Annotated in this window: 9 protein-coding genes and 1 pseudogene; 5 read left to right on the top strand and 5 right to left on the bottom strand. The window is 70.6% G+C overall.

Annotation, left to right across the window (positions count from 1 at the left end; all coding sequences use genetic code 11):
* Nucleotides 1–93: 93 nt before the first annotated feature.
* Nucleotides 94–672, bottom strand: a complete 579-nt coding sequence (locus OG782_RS16820; RefSeq protein WP_406451753.1) for a winged helix-turn-helix transcriptional regulator — start codon at nucleotides 670–672, stop codon at nucleotides 94–96.
* Between the two features lie 190 nt (nucleotides 673–862).
* Between OG782_RS16820 and OG782_RS16815 the strand changes: the two genes are divergently transcribed.
* Nucleotides 863–2248, top strand: a complete 1386-nt coding sequence (locus OG782_RS16815; protein ID WP_406451751.1) for an MFS transporter — start codon at nucleotides 863–865, stop codon at nucleotides 2246–2248.
* A gap of 61 nt (nucleotides 2249–2309) precedes the next feature.
* On the opposite strand, the gene OG782_RS16810 is transcribed toward OG782_RS16815, so the two are convergent.
* Both OG782_RS16810 and OG782_RS16805 read right to left on the bottom strand, forming a co-directional pair.
* Complete coding sequence (locus tag OG782_RS16810; protein WP_406451749.1) at nucleotides 2310–3116, bottom strand: SGNH/GDSL hydrolase family protein; 807 nt, start codon at nucleotides 3114–3116, stop codon at nucleotides 2310–2312.
* Between the two features lie 205 nt (nucleotides 3117–3321).
* Nucleotides 3322–4455 (bottom strand): cobalt-precorrin-5B (C(1))-methyltransferase, encoded by a 1134-nt coding sequence (locus tag OG782_RS16805; RefSeq protein ID WP_406451747.1) that lies wholly within the window; start codon nucleotides 4453–4455, stop codon nucleotides 3322–3324.
* Between the two features lie 11 nt (nucleotides 4456–4466).
* On the opposite strand from OG782_RS16805, the gene OG782_RS16800 reads away from it, so the two are divergent.
* Complete coding sequence (locus OG782_RS16800; protein ID WP_406451745.1) at nucleotides 4467–5237, top strand: cobalt-precorrin-6A reductase; 771 nt, start codon at nucleotides 4467–4469, stop codon at nucleotides 5235–5237.
* A 30-nt stretch (nucleotides 5238–5267) separates the two neighbouring features.
* Here OG782_RS16800 and OG782_RS16795 read toward each other — a convergent pair whose 3' ends face one another.
* On the bottom strand, nucleotides 5268–5894 hold the full coding sequence (locus tag OG782_RS16795; protein ID WP_406451743.1) for a precorrin-8X methylmutase: 627 nt from the start codon (nucleotides 5892–5894) through the stop codon (nucleotides 5268–5270).
* A 321-nt stretch (nucleotides 5895–6215) separates the two neighbouring features.
* On the opposite strand from OG782_RS16795, the gene OG782_RS16790 reads away from it, so the two are divergent.
* From OG782_RS16790 to OG782_RS16780, 3 genes and pseudogenes are all read left to right on the top strand, one after another.
* Nucleotides 6216–11399 carry a DUF5979 domain-containing protein gene (locus tag OG782_RS16790; protein WP_406451741.1) on the top strand — a complete coding sequence of 1728 codons (5184 nt, stop codon included), beginning with the start codon at nucleotides 6216–6218 and terminating at the stop codon, nucleotides 11397–11399.
* Nucleotides 11400–11780: 381 nt separating this feature from the next.
* The gene (locus OG782_RS16785) at nucleotides 11781–12455 is read left to right on the top strand and encodes an ABC transporter ATP-binding protein (RefSeq protein WP_406451739.1); all 675 of its coding nucleotides are present in this window, start codon (nucleotides 11781–11783) and stop codon (nucleotides 12453–12455) included.
* An 83-nt stretch (nucleotides 12456–12538) separates the two neighbouring features.
* Nucleotides 12539–14769: pseudogene (locus tag OG782_RS16780) on the top strand (ABC transporter permease).
* 344 nt (nucleotides 14770–15113) lie between these two features.
* On the opposite strand, the gene OG782_RS16775 reads toward OG782_RS16780, so the two are convergent.
* Nucleotides 15114–15848 carry a hypothetical protein gene (locus OG782_RS16775; protein WP_406451737.1) on the bottom strand — a complete coding sequence of 245 codons (735 nt, stop codon included), beginning with the start codon at nucleotides 15846–15848 and terminating at the stop codon, nucleotides 15114–15116.
* Nucleotides 15849–15950 lie beyond the last annotated feature (102 nt).

The following is a 15950-nucleotide window of genomic DNA, read 5'->3' as shown; positions in this document are numbered from 1 at the left end:
TGCACGGGACCCTCCCGGTCCGGGACGGCCCGGGACGGCCTGGGACTGCACGGGACCCTCCCGGTCCGGGACGGCCCGGGACTGCACGGGTGCTCAGGCGGCCGGTGTCGGCCCCGCCCTGTCCCACCCCGGGGCGCGCACGTCCACGCTGAGCGTGTTCACCGCGACCTCCTCGCCACACGTCCGGCACACCCACGCCGCATCGAGATCGTGCGCGTGCCCCTCTTCGCGGCTGGCGCTCTCGCGGCCGTCGCCGCCGCCCGGCTCATGGACGATCACCACCGGCCGCTCCTCCAGCACCCACCGGTCGCCCCACTCCAGCAGCGACCGGATCACCGGAGCGAGATCGCGCCCCGAATCGGTGAGGTGGTACTCGTAGCGCGGCGGCCGCTCGTTGTAGGGCCGTCGCTCGACCACGCCTGCCTGCTCCAGCGAGCGCAACCGGGCAGCCAGCCGGTCGCGCGGCGCGCCCGTGTTGCGGGCGATCGCCTCGAACCGGTGGTTGCCGAAGAAGATCTCCCGCACCGCGAGCAGCGCCCACTTCTCACCCACGACATGCAGCGCCGCAGCGGCCGGGCACGGCCGTCCGGGCAGCGGGACGGTCAGGGCGGCCGCCGGGGCGGCGGGGGCGTCGGCGGCGTGGGGGGCGTCGGAATCACGTGCGGCACTCATCCCTACAAGGTTGCCATCTCAAACTCACTGGCGCTACCTTGCCGCCATGACAGTTGGAAAATCAAACTCACCCCGCCATGGGGTCGTCGGCACGACGGCTGAACCGGGCCCTGAAGCCGTAGTGGAACCGGCTCCCGCAGCCGTAGTGGAATCAGCCCCAGAAGCAGTGGCGGAACCTGCGCCCGGGGCAGTGGCGGAACCAGCACCCGCCGCCTCGCGCGCAACCGCGTGGATCATCGCGGCCGGCGTCTTCGTCGTGAATCTCGACCTGTTCATCGTCAACGTCGCCGTCCCCGCGCTCGGCGACGCCTTCCGCGGCAGCTCGCTCGCCTCGCTGTCCTGGGTCCTCAACGCGTACGCGATCGTCTTCGCCGCCCTGCTCGTCGTCGCCGGCCGGCTCGCCGACCGCTACGGACACCGCCGGGGCTTCCTGCTCGGGCTCGGCCTCTTCACCGTCGCCTCCGCGCTCTGCGCTCTCGCCCCCGGAGTCGGCTGGCTGGTCGCCGCCCGCGCCCTCCAGGCCGTCGGGGCCGCCGTGCTCATGCCGACCTCGCTCGCGCTGCTGCTCGTCAACACCCCGGCCGAGCGCCGCCCCCGGGCCATCCGCGGCTGGGCCGCGATCGGCGGGATAGCCGCCGGACTCGGGCCCGTCGTCGGCGGGCTGCTCGTGGAGGCGGACTGGCGCTGGGTCTTCCTCGTCAATGTGCCGGTCGGCGCGGTCGGGCTGATCGCCGGCGCCCGTCTGCTGCCGGACGCCCGCCCGCACCGCGACGGGCCCTTCCCCGACCTGGCCGGGGCCGTCCTGCTCACCCTCGCCATCGGTGCCCTGGCGCTCGGCCTGGTCAAGGCCGATGCCTGGGGCTGGAGTTCGGCGCGCGTACTCGGATCACTGGCGGCCGCGGTGCTGCTGACCGGGGCCTTCTGGCTGCGGTCCGTCCGCCATCGCGCCCCGGTGATCGAGCCTGCGCTGCTGCGTACCCCCGCCTTCGCCTCCGCGACGCTTGCCGCACTGCTGTTCACCGTGGCGTTCGCGGCGATGCTGCTGACCTCGGTGCTGTGGTGTCAGCAGGTGTGGGGGTATTCGGCGATCAGGACCGGACTGGCCATCGCCCCGGGGCCGTTGGTCGTCCCGCTGCTGGCCGTGTCCTCCGGTCCGGTCGTCCGCCGGATCGGCGCGGGCCGCACCGCCGCCCTGGGCTGCCTGCTGTTCGGGGCGGGGATGGCCTGGTGGGCACTCGCGCTCGACGCGGCTCCGCACTACGCGGCCGGCTTTCTGCCCGGCATGATGGTCACCGGAATCGGTGTCGGCCTCGCGCTCCCCACCCTGGTCGGGGCGGCCGCGGCGGCTCTCCCGCCGACCCGGTTCGCCACCGGATCGGCGGTCACGACGATGGCCCGCCAGACCGGTTCCGTGCTGGGCGTCGCGCTGATGGTCACCCTCCTGGGCGCCCCGAGCGCGCCGGCGGTCGCGGTGGACGCGTTCCGTCAGAGCTGGTGGGCGGCAGCGGCCGCCGCCGTACTGGCGGCGGTGACAGCTCTCGCCCTGCACGGGCGGCCGACTGGGGCAGACACCTGAGCACGCCAGAGGCGCGGCAACGCTCCGGAGCGATGCCGCGCCTCTGGCTGTGTCCGGGAACCTAAGCGACCGAACGGAAGGCGGGCAGATAGCCGTTGGACTGTCCCACGGCCTTGGGGTGGTACGAGTTGTAGACCGGGATCGAGACGCTGTGGAGCCATGCGTCACCGGAGCACAGTTCGTGCCCGGTGAACTCGTCGGCGACGCCGGAGAAGGTGAACCCGGCATTGGCCGCCTGCTTGGCGATCACGCCGTTCAGCACGTCGGAGGCGTTGTTGATGGCTGTGCGCTCCGCCTCCGAGAGCCCGGCGATGCAGCTTCCGCCGATCTTGTAGAAGCGCGGGTAGCCCAGCACCACGACGTGCGCCGCCGGGGCCTTCGAGTGGATGGACGCGTAGAGCGAGCTCAGACCGGACGGCAGCGAGCTGTTCATCTTGCCGACGGCGGCGTTCACCCCGGCGAGGCAGGCGGACTCACCGGACAGCACGCAGTCCTGCATGACGTCGGCGAACCCCACGTCGTTGCCGCCCGCGGTGACACTCACCAGCGAGGTGGACGAGCTCAGTGCGCCGAGCTGGCCGCTCGCCACGGAACTCGAGGTGGCGCCCGAACAGGCGACGAAGGCGAACGACGAAGGGGAGTTCGCCGCCGCCCAGAGGTAGGGGTAGGCATTGGTGCTGCGGCGGCAGTCACCGCTGTCGGAGAGATAGCTCCCGGCACCGACACCGGACGAGTACGAGTCGCCCAGGGCGACGTACCCGCCGGCGGCGGCCGAGGAGGTTGCCGAGGCCGGCTGGGCCATGCCCAGAGCAGCCGCGGCGGCGAGGAGCAGAGTGGATGCGGACGCCCAGAATCTCCGTACTGACATGTCTGTCAGCCCTCCGAAGTGTGGGGGGTGGGTGGGGGGTTGAGTGAGCGACACCCGTTGTAGCAGCTTCCGGTACCCACCGGTAATAGCCATGCGGGAAGCTGTCGGAATTGCCCGAATGATCGTTCGGTATCCGTAGCTCCGCGCGTAGATAAACCTTGAACTCCCCCTGAACCAAGGGTTTTACGTCTGTCGGATCATCGGTTCACAGGTGATCGCCGGGCGCACGTACCCCGCTGCGCCCGACCACCGCGCCCGCGCGGTCGATGCAGATGACATCGACAGCGACCGGCGCCCCCCGGAGAACCGACAGCGCCTCGTCCCGGGCCGCCACGGCCACCAGGTCCCCGAGCGCGATACCCCGCGCGAGGCAGGAACGGAGAGCCGCGAGCCCGGTGTTGGCCGCGGCCACCTCGGCCGCCAGGGCCTCGTCCGCCCCGCCCCGCCGGGCCAGTCCGGCCAGGAACGACGGATCGACCTGTGAGCGCCCGGAATGCAGGTCCAGATGGCCGGCCGCGAGCTTCGACAGCTTGGCGAACCCCCCGCAGACGGTGAGCCGTTCCACCGGATGACGGCGTACGTACTTGAGCACCGCGCCCGCGAAGTCGCCCATGTCCAGCAGGGCGATCTCCGGCAGTCCGTACTCGGCGACCACGGTCTTCTCCGAGGTGGAACCCGTGCAGCCGGCCACATGGGTCTGCCCGCCGGCCAGGGCCACATCCACCCCGCGGCGGATCGAGTCGATCCACGCCGAGCAGGAGTAGGGCACCACGACACCGGTCGTGCCGAGGATGGACAGACCGCCCAGGATGCCCAGGCGCGGATTCCAGGTGGACCGGGCGATCTCCTCGCCGTCGTCGACACAGAGCGTGACCTCGACGTCCCCCGCGCCCCCGTGATCAGCCGCGACCCGCTCGATGTGCTCGCGCATCATCCGGCGCGGCACCGGGTTGACCGCGGGCTCCCCGACGTCGAGCGGCAGGCCGGGCAGGGTGACCGTCCCCACGCCCGGCCCGGCCCGGAACACCACACCCGAACCCGCCGGCAACGCACGTACCGTGGCCCGGACGAGAGCGCCGTGCGTGACATCGGGATCGTCGCCCGCGTCCTTGACGATCCCGGCCGTCGCCCTCCCGCCGCCCAGCTCCTCCACCGCGAGCGCGAACGCGGGGGTCTGGCCGCCGGGCAGGGTGATGGTCACCGGGTCGGGGAAGTCGCCGGTCAGCAGGGCCGTGTACGCGGCCGTGGTGGCCGCGGTCGCACAGGCACCGGTGGTCCAGCCGGGCCGCAGACCGGTGTGTTTGAGTTGAGCGCTGCGCCCGCCTCCGGCTTCACTCATGGATGGATCCGATGCATGTTCTGATCTTGGGCGGGACGACGGAGGCCCGCCGTCTCGCCGAACTGCTGATGGCCCTTGCCCCGGCCACCGGTTCCCTTGCCGGGGCCAGGGTGACCAGCTCTCTCGCCGGGCGGGTGGGAAGTCCGAGGCTTCCGCCGGGAGAGGTCCGGGTCGGAGGCTTCGGGGGTGCCGACGGACTGGCCGCATGGCTGCGTACGCACCAGGTGGACGCGCTCATCGACGCCACCCATCCTTTCGCCGGCACGATCGGTTTCCACGCGGCTTCCGCCGCCGCTGCCGCCCATGTTCCTCTTCTCGCGCTGCGCCGCCCCGGCTGGGTGCCCGGTGCGGGCGACGACTGGCACCCGGTCGCCTCCCTGGAGGAGGCCGCGGCGGTACTTCCCGCACTGGGGCGGCGCGTGTTCCTCACAACGGGCCGCCTGGGGCTTGCCGCCTTCGCCGGGCTGGACGGGCTGTGGTTCCTGGCGCGGTCGGTGGACGCGCCCGGACCTCCGTACCCCGCACAGATGGCGGCCTTGCCGGCCCGGGGCCCGTTCACCCTGGACGGGGAGCGGGAGCTCATCCGCCGCCACCGCATCGACGTCCTCGTCACGAAGGACAGCGGCGGAGCCGCCACCGCCCCCAAACTCGCCGCCGCCCGCGAGGCACGGATCCCCGTGGTCGTGGTGCGCCGCCCGCCGGTCCCCCAGGACGTGGCGGTTGTCGGCACCCCGGAACAGGCCGTCACCTGGCTGCGCGCACACCTCGGCGGCACACCCTGACCCCGGCGCCCCGGCAGACCCTCCGCGGGCTCATTCCTCCTCGCTGGCCAGGGCGTTGACGGCCGACGCCGCCATCGCACTGCCACCGCGCCGGCCGCGCACGATCAGGTGCGCCAGCCCGGACGGATGCGCGGCCAGGGCGTCCTTGGACTCGGCGGCACCGACGAAGCCGACCGGTACACCGATGACGGCGGCGGGGCGCGGCGCACCCTCCTCGATCAGTTCGAGCAGCCGGAACAGCGCGGTGGGCGCGTTCCCCACAGCGACGACCGCGCCGTCCAGCCGGTCGCGCCACAGTTCCAGGGCGGCCGCGCTGCGGGTCGTCCCGAGCTCCGCCGCGAGACCGGGCACCGCCGGGTCGGACAGGGTGCACACCACCTCGTTGTCCGCGGGCAGCCGCCGCCGCGTGATGCCGCTGGCCACCATCGCCACGTCGCACAGGATGGGCGCGCCGCCCCGCAGCGCCGCGCGGGCGCGGCTCACCACGTCCGGGGTGAAGGCGAGATCGCGTACGAGGTCGACCATGCCGCAGGCGTGGATCATCCGGACCGCCACCTGGCTGACATCGGGGGGCAGACCCGTCAGATCCGCCTCGGCCCGGATGGTGGCGAAGGACTGGCGATAGATGGCCGGTCCGTCCTTCTCGTACTGGTGCACAGTGCTGTCGCTCTCGTCGTGTCCCGGCCGTCCCGGCCCCGGGCGGGGCACGGGGACGGGGACGGCCGTACGGTCCCGCCCGAGGCTATCCGCTGCCTGCGGCCCGCTGTCATGCACGGTCCGATCGCCAAGCAGCCAGGCCGCCCGGTCCCGATCGCCCGAATGGTCGAACTTCTTAACTGATCATCATCTTTATGGAGTGGTGGATTCGGCCCTGCGCCCACTGCGACCTAGGTTCACTCACGGTAATCAACAGGACTCGGCTTCGGTGGAACTGCCGAAGGCGGGCGCCGGTGCGATCTGGAAAAGTGAGGCTGGTTCATGTCCCGACTTCGGCATGCGCGTGCCCGGCTCCCTGTGGGGATCACGGCGGCGCTGACTCTGCTGTTCGTCTCCCAGGGTGCCGCGATGCCGCTCTCTGCCGCGGCGGACGATCCCATGAGTTCCGTCGGGATCACCAAGACCAGCAGCACGGGCGGTGATCCGCTGCAGCCCGGTGACGAGTTCATCTACACGATCAACGGTCAGTGCTCCGGGCTGACGGTGGACTGCGTGGACTTCACGGTCACCGACACACTTCCCGAAGGGCTGGACGTCACCAGCCTTCCCCAGTCCACCACCACCCGCGATGTCACGTACGACGAGTCGACGCGGGAGCTGACCGTCGTCTACACGCAGCCGCTGCAGAACCCCGAGGGCAAGACCGGCCTGCGGGCGGGCCAGGCGGGCGCCGTGGAGATCGGGATGCGGCTGCCGGCCGACACACAGGCGGCGGACGGCGCCACCATCACCAACACCGCGGAGGTCTCGGCCGGCAACGCCGAACCGAAGACCTCCGCCACCGATGTGTTGGTCTCCATCCCGCGCGCGGTCAAGCCGGTGGCGACGAAGTCCTGGGAGGACGGCTCCGCGGTCGCCGGCACCGGTGAGGAGTCCACGATCACGCTCGGGGTACGTAACAACTCCTCCTCGTCCGCCGAGGTCACCGAGCTGTCCGTCTCCGACACGAGTCCGGAGATCTCCGAGTACTTCGACTTCACCTCCGCCTCCGTGACCGCGTTTCCCAAGGGCGCCGACCAGGCACACCTGGTGGTGACCACGGCCGACGAGGCCACGCACACCGGGAACACCATCACCGCACCGGGTGAACTGCCCCTGCCCGACGGGGTTGCCGCGGGTGACGTCATCGGATTCGAGGTCGTCTTCACCAACAGCGAGGGCGACCCCCTGCCGTACGACGCGACCGGCGGCACCGTCGAGGTGGGGCTGAAGCTCCGCGACACCCAGCGCTCGGACGGTTCGCCGCTGCGGCCCACCGACAAGATCACCGTCGACAACTGCGCGGTCCCGTCCGCCCAGGAGACCACCGAGGGCAAAGTCGTCGGTACGCAGGCCTGCGACACGTACGACATCCTGCCGGACGTCCTTGTCCTCAACGGGTCCAAGAAGTTCTTCCCGGACACCAACGGCAACTTCGCGCAGGACAAAGGCGAACACGCCGTCATCGGCGTGAACTCCCCGGTCAGCATGATGGTCGACGTCAAGAACAGCTCCCCGTTCCCGGTGAAGTCGATCACGATCACCGAGCCGGACGCGAACGCGACGAGCGAGTTCAACAAGGTCGCGCTGAGCCAGGTCCGGCTGCGCCTCCCGGCAGGAGCCACCGAGGCGAAGCTGACCGTCACCTACGCCGATGGCACCAGCACCACGAACACGTACACGGAGAACCAGACCGTCGACGTCGCCAAGGACGGCACCTCCGTCACCCGGGTCGAGGTCGTGTACACCGGCGTCGACGGCGACGGGAACCCCACCATCGAGGCGGGCGCCGACGCGGGCCTGGACCTGCACGGCACTCTGACCGGCGCCGTCACCGCGGACGATCTGCCCTCCGGAAGCAGCCCCGGCATCGCCAACTGCGCCGGGTTCAAGGGGGATGCCGGCCGTACTGACGGCAGCGGAACCGCGGCCGGCACCGCATGCCAGGACCTGCCCATCGAGTCGCCGAACACCTCCGGGTCCGGCACCAAGACCGCCGACCAGACCGACGTGCCGCCCGGCCAGCCCATCCCGATGCACCTCAAGCTCAGCAACAACGGGAACAAGGCGCTGGTGGACCCGGTCCTCACCGACCCGCCGGCCGACGCGGACGGCAAGCCGACCGGCCCGAGCCCCTTCGACGTGCTGCAGATCGACTCCGTGTCGGTCTCCCCGTCCTCCGCCCCGGTCACCATCGAGCTCTGGGACCCGACCGCGAGTGGTGGTGCGGGCGCCTGGGTCGCGTACGACGCCTCCGACACCGCGCTGCTGCACCGCGCCACGGGCGTACGCGCCTCCTACGACGGGGACATGCCGCCCCAGTCCAGCTTCACGGTCGACCTCGTCACCGAGCGCCGCGAGGGCGTCGACGACGGCGGGACGTTCAACAACTGCTACTCGATCTCCGCGGGCGGCGACTACGTGGCCGGCGACCCGGTGTGCTCACCCGAGCTCACCACCGGTCCCGCCGACGACTCGGCCTCCCTCAACAAGTCGATCAGCCCCGGTGAACTCCCCGAGTACGTCCCCGGACTGCCCCGGCAGCACGCGGACGCCGCGCTCACCGTGCGCAACACCGGCAACATGTCGGCCAAGTACCTGCAGATGACCGACCAGGACACCGACTTCTTCGACGCCGTCGACCTCGTCTCGATCAAGTCGAACACGATGCCGGCCGGTGCGGACCGGGTCCAGATCGACGCGTACGTCGACGGGGCCTGGGTCAACGGCACGCCGGCCGCCTCCGCCGCTCTGCCGACGGGGGTGAACGCCGCGGATGTCACCGGCATCCGTGCCACGTACTCCTCGACCAGCGGATTCAACGACGGGTACACGATCACCCCGTGCGCCGAGACGGCCTGCTCCGGTGTGCTGGTTCTCGACGTCAGCCCCCGCCCGGCACTGCGTGACGGCGGCGGCCCCGTACCCAGCCATCTGGAGGACACCCTGGGCGGCAGCTTCCTCACCAAGATCGAGGACGAGGACAAGCCCAAGGACATCGACCCGGTCAGCGCCACCCTCGACCTGGTCAAGGGGGACCCGGTGCTGGACGTCAGCAAGACGCCCAACACCGCGCTCGCGCCCGGCGAGGACGCGCCTTTCTACCTGAAGGTCACCAACACCGGTACGGCGAACGTCCCGAACCTCGTGGTGAAGGACGCGCTACCCGAAGGCATCGCGTTCGTCGAGACCTTCGAGGGCGACAACGGCGAGCCCTACAAGGTCGTCGACACGAAGGTGCCCGACGGAACACCTCCTGTCCCGACCCCCGTGTTCAACCAGACCACCGGGGACGGCCGCGTCTCGGCGCTCAGCTGGGACTTCTCCAAGAACGCGGACGGCTCGGCATGGGTGCTGGCGCCCGGTGCCACCCTGACCATCGAGATCCACGTCCGGCTGGAGGCCGGCATCAACGCCGGTGACGTCGTCACCAACACGATGGGCGCCACCTCCTCCGACCCGGACATGACCTGCGAGGGCACCTCGCGGACCGACGGCTCCTTCGGGGACGGCCTGTACTGCGTCGCCGAGGCCACGCTCACCGCCAAATCCGGCGCCGCCTTCATGGCCCGCAAGTGGGTGTCGGGCAACGACGAACTGGGCTGGTTCAACATCCGTACGGGCAAGGTCGTCGACGTGGGTGACGACTCGTGCCTGTCGGCCACCGACGCGGCCGGCCGCCGGTACACCGCCACCCCGTGCATCGCCCTCGTCAACCCCGGCGACCAGTACCACTACCTGATGCGCGTCCAGAACGCCGGCACCGAGTCCGGCACGGCCATGCGTATCGTCGACCGGTTCCCCGTCCAGGGCGACAAGGGCGTCATCCTCGACGAGCCGCGGGGCACCGCGTGGGACAAGCGGCCCACGCTCGCCTCCGAGCCGAAGCTGGACGGGCCCGGCACCATGGCCGTCTCCTACGAGAACGACGAGCCGCTGTGCACCGACGACCTCGACATGGGCGGCGCCGGGTCGAACGCGGCCCAGTGCCCGTCCTCCACCTGGGACGACGCCTACGGCGCCGCGGCGGTCGGAGCCCGGATGGAGCTCACCTTCAGCCCGGCACTCGCCCCGGGCGGCAGCGTCGACATCACGTACGCGATGGACACCCCGGTGGACGTCGCGCACAACGGTGACCCGACGATCGCCTGGAACTCGTACGCGCACAACGAGACCACCGACCGGGCAGGATCCCCCCGGGTCCTCCAGGCCAACGAACCCATCGAGGTCGGCGTCGCCCTCGCCTACGGCGGCCTGAAGCTGGTCAAGCAGCTCGGCGACCACCCCGACCAGCTGGACGGCCCTCTGAAGCGGATCCCGTTCCCGTACCACGTCACGTGTGTCATCGCCCCGGAGGGCGGTGAGCCCCGAACGGTCCTCGACAAGGACTACCGGGTGTCCGTGAACAGGCCCGTCACCATCGAGGGCCTGCCGGCGGGCGCGCAGTGCTCGGTGTGGGAGACGTCCGTCCGCGGCGGCAGCGCCGACCACACCGCCGACAACCCCGTCGAGATGACCATCGAGCCGGGCATCGGCGAGGCCGCGGTACAGACGGCGGAGATCACCAACACCTTCCAGTTCGGTGAACTGACCCTGAAGAAGGACCTGGAGGGCGACGCGGCGGACTACGCCACGGACCGCACGTTCAAGGTCGATGTCTCCTGCACCCTGCCGGACGCCGCCGGCGCCGCCGGCGACCGTGTCTGGCAGAAGACCTACGAGGTGAAGACCGGCGAGCCCGTCACCGTGAAGCCGCTACCGGTCAACAGCCGCTGCTGGGCAGAGGAGGTGGACACCGGCGGTGCGTCGAAGGCGGTCGTCGACCACGGCTCGCCCGACAATCCGGCGGTGGTCACGGCCGCCGGCTCGGAGGGCGGGGGAGCGGTCATCACCGTCACCAACACCTTCCCGGCAGCGAAGCTGACCGTCACCAAGCACGTGGTGAACGGCGGCTCGGGACCGTACGAATTCGGTCTCGCGTGCACCACCGACCAGGGCGATGTGGCCCTCGCGGCGGACGACAGCGCCTTCTCCCTGAAGGACGGCGAGGAGCGCGATATCAGTGTGCCCGAGGGTGCGGAGTGCACCGTGACCGAGCTGAACGTCCCCGACGGTGACACGGTCACCGTGACCGCCTCCGACGGCGGCACGGACGGCACGGTGGTCGTGGCCGGCGACGCGTCGGTCGACGTCACCAACACGTTCGAGAAGAAGCCGGACGACGGCGACGGCGACCACCCGGACGACGGCGACGGCGACCACCCGGGCAAGGGCGACGGCGACCACCCGGGCAAGGGTGACGGTGACCACCCGGGCAAGGATGACGGTGACCACCCGGGCAAGGGCAAGGGCCACCTGGCCGACACCGGTGTCTGGACGTGGACCGTCCTCGGCATCCTGACCGCCGTGCTGGCCCTGGTGGGAGGCGTGGCAGTCCGGAAGGCCTCCAGCAGGCGCACCAGCTGACCCGACGTCCCACGACAGGGCGCAGGCCCCTCGAATCCACCCGGATTCGAGGGGCCTTTGCCGTGACGCGAGGGAGGAGGCGGCCTCCGGCCCTGCGGTGCGGCCTTCGGGGGCAGGTACGGCACTGCTCGTGGCGAAGGCGCTGGTGGTCCGTCACCGTTTCCCCCGTCTTCACCGGATGGGAGGAAACAAGATCCCTTTTCTGCTCCTTTCGGGGGCGAGTGGATACTCTCTGTTACATCGGTCTTGGTGCTCTCATCTGGAGGGAGCGCGTGAGGGCTGACAACAGCGGCCGCCGTACGTGCCGTCACCGCCTTGCCCGTCGGGGGGACGGGAACCACGTTCCCGGGGCCGGCGAGAGACAGAGAGGTACCGCTCACCATGGACGCCATCCTCCGCGCCACCGGTGTGGAGCTGTTCTACGGCTCGCAAAGAGCCGTGTGCGGAGTGGACTTCGCACTGAGCCCCGGCGAAGTCTGCGCGATCATGGGCAGCAGCGGTTCGGGGAAGTCGTCGCTGCTCTACTGCCTGGCCGGAGTCGTGGCGCCGACCCGCGGTGAAGTCTCCTTCGAAGGAGTGCCGTTCCAGAGACTCGGTGACGACGGGCTGAGCACGGTGCGCAGGGAACGGTTCGGGTTCGTCTTCCAGTACGGAGAGCTGCTGCCGGAGCTGACCGTGGAGGAGAACGCGGCTCTGCCGCTGCGACTGGCCGGCCGGCGCAAGGCGAAGGCGCATGAGGCGGCCGGGGAGATTCTCGGCCGACTGGGTCTCGCGGAGTTGCGGCAGCGCAGGACGTCGCAGATCTCGGGTGGCCAGAGCCAACGTGTCGCGGTGGCGCGGGCTCTTGTGCACCGGCCCGCCGTGGTCTTCGCGGACGAACCGACGGGCGCCCTGGACAGTGCCAACGCCGATGCCGTGCTGGCGGAGTTCCTGGCCCTTGCGCGGTCTCAGGGCACTGCCGTGATCATGGTGACGCACGATGCTTCGGTGGCTGCCCGCGCGGACAGCCGGTACATGATGGCCGATGGGGCCCTGGCCAGGCAGGCAGTGGCGTGAGCCCGCGCTCCGCGAGCACGTTCCTGATCGGGCTGCGGCTCCTGCTCGGTACCGGCCGTGCAGGGCGGGCCCGCTTCCTCCTGATGTCCCTCGGCTGTGCGATGGGTGTCGCCTGCCTCGCCGCCGTGCTGACCATTCCCGCGATCCTGTCGGCACACGACAGCCGTGCCGCGGCCCGCGAACCGCGGCCGGTGACCGGCGTTCTGCACGCCCGAACCCCCGAGGACACCGTCTTCCTCATCCGCGAGGACCCCTACGGTTCGCAGCCGTTCACCCGGGTCTTCGTCAGTCGCCCCGCCGGTAGTCACAACTCACGCCCGCCCGGCATCGACCACCTGCCGGAGGCCGGTGAGGTACTCGTCTCCCCGAGGCTGCGCGAGTCCTGGCCGGACAGCCCGGCCTCGCCGGGCTGCTCCCCGGCCGGATCACCGGCACCATCGGGCCCGAAGGCCTCACCGGCCCTGACGAGCTGTACGCCTATGTCGGACGCGCACCCGGCCGGCTTCCCGCCGCCGCCCGCCCGTTGGCGGGCTTCGGTTCCGCCTGGGCCCCGAGCCCCGCCGTGGACTCCTCCACCCTCGACATCCTGCGTTTCGCCCTGGGCTGTCTGGTGCTGCTGCCGCTGGCCGTGTTCCTGTCCGTGTGCGCTCGGCTCTCCGCCGAGGCCAGAGCAAGCCGACTGGCCGCGCTGCGCCTGCTCGGATTGAGCGTCAGGGACACCCTGCGAGTCAATGCCGTGGAGACGGTGGCCGCCGCCCTCCTCGGCGCGCTCCTCGGTGGCGGCGTGTACGCCGTGGCGAACGAGGTGCTCGCACGGGTCGGCCTGCCGGGACTTCAGTGGTACCCGCCGGACGGGCGGCTCTCCGCCACCGTCCTCGCCGTCTGCCTGCTCGCCTGCCCCGGCCTGGCCTGGTTCGTCGGGCGCCACCGCGCCCGTGAGGCAGCGCTCTGCCCGCTGCGGGTGCGCCGAGGCGCTCAGCCCCGGCCCCCGAGGAAGTACGGGATGCTGCTGCTCCTGCCAGGACTCGGTGTCATCTGTGGCTACTGCGCCCTCGGCGTTCTCGGCCGGGACCCCTCGGACGGCCCGGCCAACGCGGTGCTCGTCCCCGTCGGTGTCCTGCTGACGGGAGCCGGCCTCGTTCTCGCCCTCGCGCCGGCCACGGCCTGGCTCGCCCGCCGGCTCGCCGGCACCACTCAGTCGCTCCCCCTGGCGCTCGCCATGCGGCGCAACGAAGTCGAGCCCGACAGCTCCCTGCGTGTGGTCACCGGCCTCGTCCTTCTCGTCTACGCCGCTTCTCTCGCCCAAGGTGTCCTCGTCGAACTCGCCCATGTCAGCCGGCCCACCTCTCCCACCCAGGAATACGCGCTCCCCTTCAGCGATCTGAGCGACGGACAGCGCACTCGTATGCGTCGGGTCGAGGGCGTGCAGGCACATGCCGTCGCGATGGATTCCTGGATTCCGCAGGCCGACTCCACCACGCCTCGTATCACCGCTGTGGTCGCCGACTGCGCTCAGCTCGCGGCGTTCACCGCAGAGCCGCCCAGAGGCTGCGTGGACGGCAGGGTCCAACGCCTGACCGACTCCGACATGGCCGAGGACCCCGATGCCCGGCCCGGCCGCACCTATCCATTCCTCCTGCGCACAGACGCCGGGCAGGGGGCTGACACAGAGAAGTTCCGCGTCGCACTGCCACGCGGCCACCTCGTCATCCGGGCTCGTCAGCCCTCGGCCTTCGCCGGCGCGGACGTCCTCATCCCGCCCTCCGCACTCCCGGCCGGACAACAGCCGGCAGCAGGACAGCTCCTCCTGATGTCGAGCTCGACGCCGGACACCGTACGGACGGCGCTCGACGGCCTCGGCGCCATCGTCCCCACCGCGGAGATCGAGGCAGTGGGTGTCAACATCGAGTCGCTGCAACAGATCACCGTCGTCAGGAGCCTCCTCGCAGCCGGCATGATCCTCGGCCTCGCCATCGGCGTCGCAGCGTTCGCCGTGTCCGCCGCGGACCGCGCGATGGAGCGCCGAGGCCGGATCGCCACGCTCAACCTTCTCGGCGCCCGCTCCCTGACGGTCCGCGCGGCCCAGTGCATCCAGGTGCTGCTCCCGCTCGCCGTCGGCCTCGTGGGCGCCCTCGTAGCCGGCCGTCTCGCCGAATCCAGCTACCTGATCACCGGGGGCGGAACCGTCCACTGGGATGGCGACGGCCTTCCTCTCCTCGCCGTCTGCACCTGCGGAATCCTGCTCACCGCCGCACTGGCCTCGCTGCCCCTCACCAGCCGCCACGTCGAGCTCGAGCACATCCGACGCGATTGATCCGGGCCTCGCCGCATGGTCCCGGACGCGGCCCATGCCGTGACGGGCGGTGGCCGTTCATCGCAGGGTCACCTGCGGCTCCGGCGCCCCCGGAAACCACTCAGGGGCCTGATCCACTAAGTGGATCAGGCCCCTGACCTGGTCTTACGGCTGTCGGGGTGGCGGGATTTGAACCCACGACCTCTTCGTCCCGAATGAGGGTCGGTTACCGATCTTGCCAGGGGCGATGGTGTTTTCCCTGGTCAGAGGGTCGGTCTGTCGTGGTCTCGGACGGTCTCGAAGGGGGTTGGGGAGCGGGTTGGCTCCCAGATGGCTCCCAAGAAGCCCTGTTGCTAGGACGGGGGTCAGTCTGCGGTCCTATTGTTGTCCGCGGCTCGGCGCCGAAGGCTGTCGACGTAGTCCGGGCGGAGCATGGGGCGGCATCGCGGACGCTTCCCTGCGTTGATGTCCTCCACATACTTGGCGAGGCGCTCGGGGTTCTTGCCGGACCATCCATGTGCGAGAGCCCACCCCTGCATGGCTTCATCATCCATAGGGATGTCGGCGTCGTGCAGGGCAAGCAGGCAGCTCACGACCATCTCCTTCTCGTAGCCGGCCGAGATGGTGTTGTTGTGGTTGACGGTCAGTGTCAGGCTTTTCAGGGCTTCGACGACGACGGGGTCGGGCTCTGGCGTCAGCTCTTCCCACGCCGAGCCGCCACCCAGGATCGATGGCCTTACGGCTGTCACCCACGGCCTGACCTCGTCTTCGTTCCACGTGATGACGCAAAGCGCTCGGATGCGGTTGCCGCCATACTGCAGCAGCTTCCCGATGTCTGCCATGTTCGGCCACGCCATGAGCACCGGACCGTTTCCACGGATGATCCCGCCGCCCCTACCGGTGACGTGCTCGACGTTGGAGTGTCGGGACACGAGCTGTTCCAACTCCGAGTCGTTCTGCAGGTTGGACTTGAGGGCGGTCCAGACGGTGAGCATGTCGCCGTCTTCCACGTGTTCGCAGCACCAGTCGATGGCTGCGTTTACACCTTCGGTGTCGTTGCTGGCGACAGCGCACGGATAGTTCACGTTGCGATCGAACATCCCGGCTCCCTGTTCTCGGTCGGACCGGGCTCACGCTACGCGCAGGCACTGACGGAGCGACTCGCACGTTCATCAGCCCCCGATGCGCGGCCTTTCGCGCCA

Source organism: Streptomyces sp. NBC_00876, assembly GCF_045207435.1.
Taxonomy (GTDB): Bacteria; Actinomycetota; Actinomycetes; order Streptomycetales; family Streptomycetaceae; genus Streptomyces.
This window is presented reverse-complemented; position numbering and strand designations above follow the sequence as displayed.

What these genes read in the sequence shown, in the direction of transcription:
- OG782_RS16820 (WP_406451753.1), bottom strand. Translation starts at nt 672, where the DNA reads ATGAGTGCCGCACGTGATTCCGACGCCCCCCACGCCGCCGACGCCCCC.
- OG782_RS16800 (WP_406451745.1), top strand. Translation starts at nt 4,467, where the DNA reads ATGCATGTTCTGATCTTGGGCGGGACGACGGAGGCCCGCCGTCTCGCC.
- OG782_RS16810 (WP_406451749.1), bottom strand. Translation starts at nt 3,116, where the DNA reads ATGTCAGTACGGAGATTCTGGGCGTCCGCATCCACTCTGCTCCTCGCC.
- OG782_RS16805 (WP_406451747.1), bottom strand. Translation starts at nt 4,455, where the DNA reads ATGAGTGAAGCCGGAGGCGGGCGCAGCGCTCAACTCAAACACACCGGT.
- OG782_RS16790 (WP_406451741.1), top strand. Translation starts at nt 6,216, where the DNA reads ATGTCCCGACTTCGGCATGCGCGTGCCCGGCTCCCTGTGGGGATCACG.
- OG782_RS16775 (WP_406451737.1), bottom strand. Translation starts at nt 15,848, where the DNA reads ATGTTCGATCGCAACGTGAACTATCCGTGCGCTGTCGCCAGCAACGAC.
- OG782_RS16785 (WP_406451739.1), top strand. Translation starts at nt 11,781, where the DNA reads ATGGACGCCATCCTCCGCGCCACCGGTGTGGAGCTGTTCTACGGCTCG.